This window comes from Microcoleus sp. BM001215392 (assembly GCF_036700185.1).
In the GTDB taxonomy this organism is placed as follows: domain Bacteria; phylum Cyanobacteriota; class Cyanobacteriia; order Cyanobacteriales; family Microcoleaceae; genus Microcoleus.
In genome coordinates this window covers 9,029-17,716 of record NZ_JAUBOJ010000035.1, presented here as the reverse complement: position 1 = coordinate 17,716, position 8,688 = coordinate 9,029, and the positions used below count along the sequence as shown (strand labels likewise).

Annotated in this window: 6 protein-coding genes; 5 read left to right on the top strand and 1 reads right to left on the bottom strand. The window is 46.1% G+C overall.

Annotated features, from left to right (window positions below; genetic code table 11):
• Nucleotides 1–246: 246 nt before the first annotated feature.
• The gene (locus QT974_RS06505) at nt 247–3,303 is read right to left on the bottom strand and encodes a PAS domain-containing sensor histidine kinase (RefSeq protein ID WP_333467707.1); all 3,057 of its coding nucleotides are present in this window, start codon (nt 3,301–3,303) and stop codon (nt 247–249) included.
• Between QT974_RS06505 and QT974_RS06500 the strand changes: the two genes are divergently transcribed.
• From QT974_RS06500 to QT974_RS06480, 5 genes are all read left to right on the top strand, one after another.
• Nucleotides 3,302–3,556, top strand: a complete 255-nt coding sequence (locus tag QT974_RS06500) for a hypothetical protein (protein WP_333467706.1) — start codon at nt 3,302–3,304, stop codon at nt 3,554–3,556. The genes QT974_RS06505 and QT974_RS06500 overlap by 2 nt on opposite strands.
• A 193-nt stretch (nt 3,557–3,749) precedes the next feature.
• On the top strand, nt 3,750–4,943 hold the full coding sequence (locus QT974_RS06495; protein ID WP_333467705.1) for an NAD(P)/FAD-dependent oxidoreductase: 1,194 nt from the start codon (nt 3,750–3,752) through the stop codon (nt 4,941–4,943).
• A 192-nt stretch (nt 4,944–5,135) separates the two neighbouring features.
• Entirely contained in the window at nt 5,136–6,182 is a 1,047-nt protein-coding gene (locus QT974_RS06490; RefSeq protein WP_333467704.1) for a TolB family protein, read from the top strand.
• 148 nt (nt 6,183–6,330) lie between these two features.
• The gene (locus QT974_RS06485; RefSeq protein ID WP_333467703.1) at nt 6,331–7,545 is read left to right on the top strand and encodes an RNA-guided endonuclease InsQ/TnpB family protein; all 1,215 of its coding nucleotides are present in this window, start codon (nt 6,331–6,333) and stop codon (nt 7,543–7,545) included.
• 170 nt (nt 7,546–7,715) lie between these two features.
• Nucleotides 7,716–8,561 carry an alpha/beta hydrolase family protein gene (locus QT974_RS06480; RefSeq protein ID WP_333467702.1) on the top strand — a complete coding sequence of 282 codons (846 nt, stop codon included), beginning with the start codon at nt 7,716–7,718 and terminating at the stop codon, nt 8,559–8,561.
• The last annotated feature ends 127 nt before the right edge of the window (nt 8,562–8,688 follow it).

Genomic DNA, 8,688 nt, shown 5'->3' with positions numbered 1-8,688 from the left:
TATTCAACCCAGATTTAATATTAGTCGGTTTTAACCGACTTTCGCTCCATCGGCTTTTGTTTAAACCCCTGCCGGACTGCGCTAAAATGGATGCGGAAAATTGACAGGGTGAAAAACTCCCTTGAGAACCCCAACCCGCAGTTAAGGAATGAGAATTAAATAACTTACATTTTTTATTGTGATTGTGGGATGGGCGGGGGAGCCCGTCCATCCCACAAATATGTGTAAGTTATTTAATTCGCGATCCTAAGTATAACTTCTAGTGACAGGAATCTCGATCGCAAATTCTGTACCTTGACCCGGTGCGGAATTGCACTTCAGCCGCCCACCGTGCTTTTCCACCACAATTTGATAGCTGATAGACAGCCCCAAACCAGTACCTTTCCCCGGTTCTTTCGTAGTAAAAAACGGATCGAACAGCCTTTGATGAACATCTATCGGAATCCCCGGCCCGTTGTCAGCAATCCGAATCACAATATGAGAAGGATGCCGAACAGAATCATCAAAAACAGCAACCTGTTCGTATTTTACATCAGTACAAATCCGCAGAGTCGGGGAAGGACAATAAGGAATAGGCGCCTGTTCCCCCTCCGCCCACTGTCCGGTTTCCATTGCCTCTTCCAAAGCATCGATGGCATTGGCAATAATATTCATAAATACCTGATTCAACTGTCCAGCATAACACTGTACGCGGGGCAAATTCCCGAACTCTTTGAGCAGCACAATTTTCGGATGTCCTGCGGTTTCTTTGAATCGGTGCTGCAAAATCAACAAAGTGCTGTCAATCCCTTCGTGAATGTCAACCTGTTTTTGTTCAGCTTCATCCAAGCGCGAAAAATTCTTCAATGACAGCACAATCTGGCGAATTCGCTCGGCTCCCATTTTCATAGATGTTAACAGTTTCGGCAAATCTTTTAGCAGAAAATTCAAATCAATATCATCTATTTCTTCTCGAATTGCTTCTGTTGGTTCCGGGTATTCTCGCTGGTAAAGTTGCAGCATTTTTAGCAAGTCTTGAAAGTAATCGTCAGCGTGCATGACGTTGCCGTAAATAAAGCTAACTGGATTGTTTATTTCGTGAGCGACGCCTGCTACTAACTGCCCCAAACTTACCATTTTTTCATTTTGAACCATCATGCTTTGAGTTTTATGCACGTCCCGCAGGGCTTTTGCCAATTCTTGATTTTTAGTCCTCAATTGACTTTCCGAAAGCCGCACTGCTTCTTCTGCTTGTTTGCGATCGGTAATATCTTTGCGAATTGCTACATATTGATGGGGTTCTCCACGATAATTTAAGAAAGGTACAATCGTAGTATCAAGCCAAAACAATTTACCGTCTTTAGCTTGATTTTTAATTTCTCCCCGCCAAACATTTCCCTGGCGAATAGTTGACCAAAGCTGCTTAAAAAAATCGGCTGAGTGATAGCCGGAATTGACAAGTTTGTGGGTTTTTCCGAGCAATTCTTGTCGGGAATATTTCAAGAGTTCGGAAAATTGATCGTTGACATAGGTAATAACCCCGAATTCGTCGGTATTCGAGACAATTGCCGATTGATCTAAGGCAAATTTTTCAAATTCTAATTCTTGGAGAGTTTGGCGCAATTCTGCTTCGGCTTGTTTGCGATCGCTAATATCGGTAATCATCCGCAAAACTCCGGCAAATTCGCCGTTAGCGTCGAACATTGGCGTCGCTGAGACGATCGCCCACAAGTGAGAGCCATCTTTGCGAGTAAACTGAAAATCGTGGCGTTCGCGAATGCCTTGTCGCCTGCGCTGCACATAACTTTCGGCTATTCCCCGAGCCTCGTCATCGATAAACTCAAATAGCGATCGCCCCAGCATTTCCTCCACAGTATACCCCAGCATTTCGGCCATCCGACAGTTCGCAAAAGTCGTGTTGCTGTCGGCGTCAAACATCCAAACCCCTTCCGAAGCAGTTTCGACAATGCAGCGGTAATAACTCTCGCTTTCCCTGACTGTTGCCTCTGCTTGCTTGCGATCGGTAATATCGGTTTCCACCGCAATAAAACCTTCTAGTTCCCCGGTTTCTTGATAAATTGGGGCGATCGAAAGCGCCACCCAATAACCCTTTCCATCCTTCCTGTAATTATAAATTTCCTGATTGAACGGCTCGCCCGCAGCGAAAGCCGATCGCAATTGAGCAATAGTTAGCGGATCTGTTTGAGGGCCTTGCAGCACATCACCCGGTTTTTTTCCCAGCATTTCTGCCAGCCCGTAACCGCTAATCCGAGTAAATCCTTGATTCACCCATTCAATACAGCCTTGAGCATCCGTAATAATCACACCATTTTGCGTTTTTTGAGCCACGATCGCCAACCGCAATAATTCTGTTTCTGTTTTTTTGCTTTCGGTAACATCTTGAGCAATACCCAGAATGTACTTAGGCGCGCCATAACTGTCAAACAAAGGAACTTTTTTAGTATGCAAAATCCGCTTTCCCCGGCGCGGAAGTTGGATAGTTTCTTCGGGCAAATCGATGCCTTTTCCCGTGGCAAATACTTCTAAATCTTGTGCTTGCAAGTAACTAGCCTGCTCTACTTCCAACAAATCAGCAGCATTGTTTCCCAACACTTCCTCACTGGAATAGCCAAACAATTCTTCACTAGCAGAATTCCAATAAATAAATCTTTGTTCCACAGCATCTTTAATAAACACGCTCACCGGGAGATTTTGCAGTACCGCATTCAGAAAATCTTGAGTATTTCGCAATTTTTCCTCAGCCCGCTTTCGATCGGTAATATCCCAGATTACTCCATCGAGATATACAACCCGAGACAGATAATTTGCGATCGGCGAAATTCCAGAAACCACCGCCGACAAAAATTCCTCAATTTCCCCTTGTTCCTCTTGTTTTCCTCTAACCTCCTCCCCATCCCCACCAACAGCTTGACCTTTTTCGCAAACCCAGGTAATTTCACCGTCAGCCCGGACAATCCGGTATTCCACAATGTACGGAGTTCTGGTTGCTACACTTTTTTTGAGGGCATCATCCACATTTTTACGATCTTGAGGATGAATAATGCTGGCAAAAGAACGCACGCGATCGTTAATAAAATCAGAGGGTGGATAGCCAGATATTTCTTGAACACCCCCGCTCAAAAACACCATAGTCCGTGTTGATTCGCCCTCGGTGCCCGTAAAGTCGCAGCTACAGCGATAAACCGCACCGGGAATATTAGCTACTAAATTTTTATATCGTTCTTCGCTGCTTAACAAAGATGAGCTGTCTTCGTTAGGGCGATCGCCGTTCTTAAATTTAGAAGAATTTGAGGAAATTTGCATGATTTTTTCACTTGTGAGTGCGGGGGCAAGTGTTAGAGTAGATGGCTGTATAAAAAGTGAATTTAATTTACGCAATAATACGCTATTAATTAATATAGTACAAAATTACTTGTCCGAACATTCAAAAAATTTGATGGCGGCTAATAGGCAGAAGGAACAAGGAACAAGGAAGAAGGAAGAAGGAATAAGGAAGAAGGAAGATTTTCCCGATCTCCCCATCTCCCCACCGGCAGAATCTCAGTTTTGCATATAGTGCTGTCCCCGCTCCCGAGCAGTATAATCGCTCTTCGGGGACAGCACTATGGTAAAAAATGCTTCTTTCAAAAATGAGCTGCTCCCTCCCCCCTATCCATCTCCCCATCTCCCCATCTCCCCCTCTTCCCCTCCCCGACTCTCGTTAGAATAAGATAAGTTGCCTTGCTACCGATCGCCCTCAAACAAACACCATGGCTCAACAACAACCCCGGATTTGCATTCTCGGCGGAGGCTTCGGCGGACTCTACACAGCCCTGCGCTTGAGTCAGTTACCCTTCTCCAAAGCCGAAAAACCCGAAATAGTCCTAGTCGATCGCCGCGATCGATTTTTGTTCGTTCCCCTGCTGTACGAACTGCTCACCGGCGAACTCCAAACCTGGGAAATCGCTCCGCCCTTTGCCGAACTCCTGCAAAACACAGGCGTGCGTTTTTGTCAAGGCACTGTCTCCGGCATCGACGTGGAGGAAAAACGAGTGCAGTTACACGACGGGCCAGAAATTCCGTGCGATCGCCTCGTATTAGCTTTAGGCGGCGAAACTCCCCTAGATATGGTCAAAGGAGCCGTTGAATACGCTTACTCGTTCCGCAGCCTCGACGACGCCTACCGCTTGGAAGAAAGACTGCGGTTTCTCGAAGCCAGCAACCCCGACAAAATTCGGATTGCGATCGTCGGCGCCGGTTATTCGGGAGTAGAATTAGCTTGTAAATTAGCCGATCGACTCGGAGACAAAGGTCGCGTCCGATTAGTCGAACAAGGCGACACGATTTTGCGGACATCACCCGAGTTCAACCGCGAAGCCGCCAACAAAGCATTAGAAAAACGCAAAGTCTGGATCGACTTAGACACAGCAGTAGAGGCGATCGAATCCGACACCATATCCTTACTCTACAAAGGACAATTAGACGTTCTCCCCGTAGACATAGTATTGTGGACAGTAGGAACTCAAGTCAGTCAAGCAGTGCGATCGCTCCCCCTCAAACAAAACCACCGCGGTCAACTAATAGTTAACTCCCAAATGCAAATCATCGACCATCCAGACATATTTGCCTTGGGAGACTTAGCAGAATGTCACGACGCCACAGGTCAAAAAGTCCCATCCACAGCCCAAACAGCATTCCAGCAAGCTGACTACACCGCCTGGAACATATGGGCATCCCTGAGCGATCGACCATTACTACCTTTCCGGTACCAGCCGCTAGGAGAAATGATGACATTAGGAACAGACGAAGCCACCCTCACAGGTTTAGGAATCAAACTCGACGGACAACTAGCACATATTGCGCGCCGCCTAGCCTATCTCTATCGAATGCCAACATTTGACCACCAACTAAAAGTTGGTTTCAACTGGATTAGCAAGCCGATTCAGGAGTTGCTTAAAAGCTAATTGTTGACTGTTATACCAATTTATGGGTCATTGCATATATCTCGATCCCCCTAAATCCCCCTTAACAAGACCCACTTTGAATACTCTTGTCCCCCTCTTTTTTAGGGGGGCTAGGGGGGATCGGATTCTATACAACTTTATCAAAAAATGCTTGCGGGAATCTAGAGTGTAAAATCTTAAGGACAATAAACAATGCAAAATTCTACATTTAAAAAGCTAAAAACAGAACTTCCACCGCTAATCGAGCGAGAAATTCTGTTCGGAAATCCTGAAAAAACTCGCCCCAGCCTTTCACCCGACGGCAAGTATCTCGCCTACATTGCACCCGATGAAAACAACGTCTTGCAAGTGCGACTGCGTACAGTCGGTCAAGCAGACGATCGCCAATTAACAGCCGATAAACAACGCGGCATCCGCATCTTTTTTTGGACTTACAGCGGCGAAGAACTCATTTATGTCCAAGATGCTGACGGTGACGAAAACTGGCATTTCTTCTCAGTCAATATCCAGTCAAATCTGGTTCGCGACTTGACACCATTTCAAGGAATTCAAGCTCAGCCGATCGCCATTGACCGCAACTTCCCCAATGAAATCTTAGTGGGAATGAACATCCGCGATCGGCGCAAGCACGATGTTTACCGCATCAACCTCAAAAACGGCGCCGTTGAACTCGACACCGAAAATCCAGGTAACATCGTCGGTTGGACTGCTGACGCTCAATTTCAAGTACGGGCGGCGACAGCCACAACTGCTGGCGGCGGTTCAGAATTGTTAGGTAGAGAAACTGCGGACAAGTCTTGGGAAAGCCTGCGAAGCTGGGGCCCAGATGAGGAAGGCGGCGCCGTTATGTTCTCAGAAAACGGCAAAATTCTGTATATAATTGGCAATCACGATGCTAACGCCAAACGTTCGATCGCATTCGACTTAGAAACCAAACAAGAAACTGATCTCGCCTCCGATTCTGAATACGATGTTGGAGGTATTGTCGTACACCCCACCAAGCGAGAAATTCAAGCGGTTTCCTTCTACAAGGACAAGCAGGAATGGCAGATTTTAGACCAAAGCATAGCAGAGGATTTTGAGGAACTCGGCAAATTCCGTCCCGGCGAATTCTCGATCGCCAGCCGCAACCTCGCAGACACCACGTGGCTAGTCGCTTACATGACAGACGACGGCCCAGTTTACCTAAAACAGCAGAATGCCCCCACCAGAACGGTACTCCGTTTGGTGGTGGGATGAATGCGAGTGAGGCGACGATTGCCTGTCCGACAATCCCGACAATCGATAGATATCGGAAGGAGGACAGGCATGTTGTCGCCCACAAATTCATTGTTTAATCAGTGTTTTATCTGAGTTTTTCTAGATAAAATCATGCTATCATAGCTTCATGATAGTTAGAGAAGCCAAGCTAAAACACGGTACAGCAGAGCAATATTCTGCTATTGATGAAGCCATCCGAACAGCACAGTTCATTCGGAACAAAGCCGTTCGCTATTGGATGGACAATCAAGGTACGAGTAAAGCCGATTTGTACAGCATCTGCAAGGACTTGGCTAAAGAGTTTGGCTTTGCTAAAAAGCTTAACTCTGCTGCTCGTCAGGCTAGTGCTGAACGTGCTTGGGCTGCTATCTCTAGTTTCTATGCTCGATGCAAAAAAGGCCTAGGCAAGAAAGGTTTTCCCAGGTTTAAAAAACATTGTCGCTCTGTTGAGTATAAAGTTTCGGGCTGGAGACTATCGGATGATTGCAAATCAATTGCATTCACAGATGGTTTTGAAATCGGAACATTGTCAATATTTTGCAACAACGAAACACAGGAAGACTTGCACAGGCTAAAAATTAATCGTGTACGGATCGTGCGGAGAGCAGACGGGTATTATGCCCAATTCTGTTTTGATACCGCTCGCAAAGAGCAAGGGGAATATTCAGGCAATGTTGTCGGATTAGATCTAGGGTTGAAGTTTTTCACCAAAGACCAAAATGACAATGCTGTAATATATCCGCAATTCTTGAGGAAGGCCCAAAAGCAACTCAAGAAAACTCAACGTCGATTAAGCAAGAAATTTGTGAAGGGTGCCAAACCGCAATCAAACAACTACCACAAAGCACGGAAACGACTAGGAAGAGTTCATCTCAAAATTCAACGCCAACGGAAAGATTGGGCAATTAAGCAAGCCCGAAACGTAGTGATATCTAACGATGTCGTGGTGTATGAAAATTTGCAGATTGCGAACATGGTCAAAAATCATCATTTGGCTAAGTCGATTTCGGATGCTGGATGGTATCAGTACACTCAATGGCTAGACTACTACGGCAAGATTTGGGATAAAGCAGTTGTGGCAGTATCGCCAAACTATACGTCTCAAGATTGCTCTAATTGCGGTCATCGAGTGAAAAAGTCTCTTAGTACTAGAACGCATTCATGCCCCAACTGCAAGATTGAGATTTGTCGCGATACAAATGCGGCTTTAAATATCCTGCATAAGGGATTGAACATTCTTGGTGTTGAGTGGAATAAACACAGTACTTCTGGGCAAGAAGGATCTGCCTCTGAGAATGAGGGAAAGCGCGGGGAGAGATGTACCTCTACAGTCGATGAGTAATCAAAGACTGCAAGTAATTCTCTGTGAACCACGAATAAGAATCCCCCGCTATATCGGTACTCCGATTAGCGGCGGGAGTATGTCAATACTATGCGTTCGATCGCGCCTCCAAAACCTTCACCTTTCTATTCAGCAACCAACCCAAACTCGAAGGGCTACCGCTATCATCAATGGAACCGATTTCTTACACCGCCAGAGACGGTTTAACCATTCACGGCTACCTGACAAAACCGGTTGGCGTCACCACACCCGTACCGACAGTCTTGCTAGTACATGGCGGCCCCTGGGGACGCGATACCTGGGGTTACGATTCAGAAGCCCAATGGCTGGCAAACCGAGGTTACGCCGTTTTGCAAATCAATTTTCGCGGTTCCACCGGCTACGGCAAAGCCTTTCTCAATGCCGGCAATCGCGAATGGGCAGCTAAAATGCACGACGACTTGCTAGATGGCGTAAATTGGCTGGTAGAAACAGGAATTGCCCAACAGGATAAAATTGCGATTATGGGCGGTTCCTACGGCGGTTATGCCGCCTTAGTGGGATTGACTTTTAGTCCCGATGTTTTTGCCTGCGCCGTCGATATTGTCGGGCCTAGTAGTTTGATTACAATGATGGAAACTATTCCCCCTTACTGGGAAGCGCTGAAAGGAATGGAGTCTCACCGTATCGGCAATTTGGAAACTGAACCAGAGTTTTTGCGATCGCGATCGCCCTTATTTTTTGTCGATCGCATTCAAAAACCTTTACTCATCGCCCAAGGTGCCAACGATCCGCGAGTCAAAGCATCAGAAAGCGAGCAAATTGTCAATGCTATGAAGCAAGCTGGGAAACCTGTAGAATATGTACTTTATACAGACGAAGGACACGGATTTGCGCGGCCGGAAAATCGGTTGCACTTTTACGCGATCGCCGAAGAATTCCTCGCCAAATATTTAGGCGGTCGATTTGAACCTGCGGGCAACATTGCCAATCATTCCGGTGTGGTTAATCCGCCAACAACTAACAAAAGTTTGTAGTCAGGACTTTAGTCCTCATAATTTAGTGAATCCGCCAACAAACAAAAGTCTGTAGTGAGGACTTTCGTCCTCATAATTTAAGGACTAAAGTCCTCACTACAAACCATTTACTGACAACTTACTAATG

Bases quoted from the DNA above. Each gene is read 5' to 3' on its own strand.
- QT974_RS06500 (WP_333467706.1), top strand. From the start codon at position 3,302: ATGATTTTTTCACTTGTGAGTGCGGGGGCAAGTGTTAGAGTAGATGGC.
- QT974_RS06505 (WP_333467707.1), bottom strand. From the start codon at position 3,303: ATGCAAATTTCCTCAAATTCTTCTAAATTTAAGAACGGCGATCGCCCT.
- QT974_RS06495 (WP_333467705.1), top strand. From the start codon at position 3,750: ATGGCTCAACAACAACCCCGGATTTGCATTCTCGGCGGAGGCTTCGGC.
- QT974_RS06490 (WP_333467704.1), top strand. From the start codon at position 5,136: ATGCAAAATTCTACATTTAAAAAGCTAAAAACAGAACTTCCACCGCTA.
- QT974_RS06485 (WP_333467703.1), top strand. From the start codon at position 6,331: ATGATAGTTAGAGAAGCCAAGCTAAAACACGGTACAGCAGAGCAATAT.
- QT974_RS06480 (WP_333467702.1), top strand. From the start codon at position 7,716: ATGGAACCGATTTCTTACACCGCCAGAGACGGTTTAACCATTCACGGC.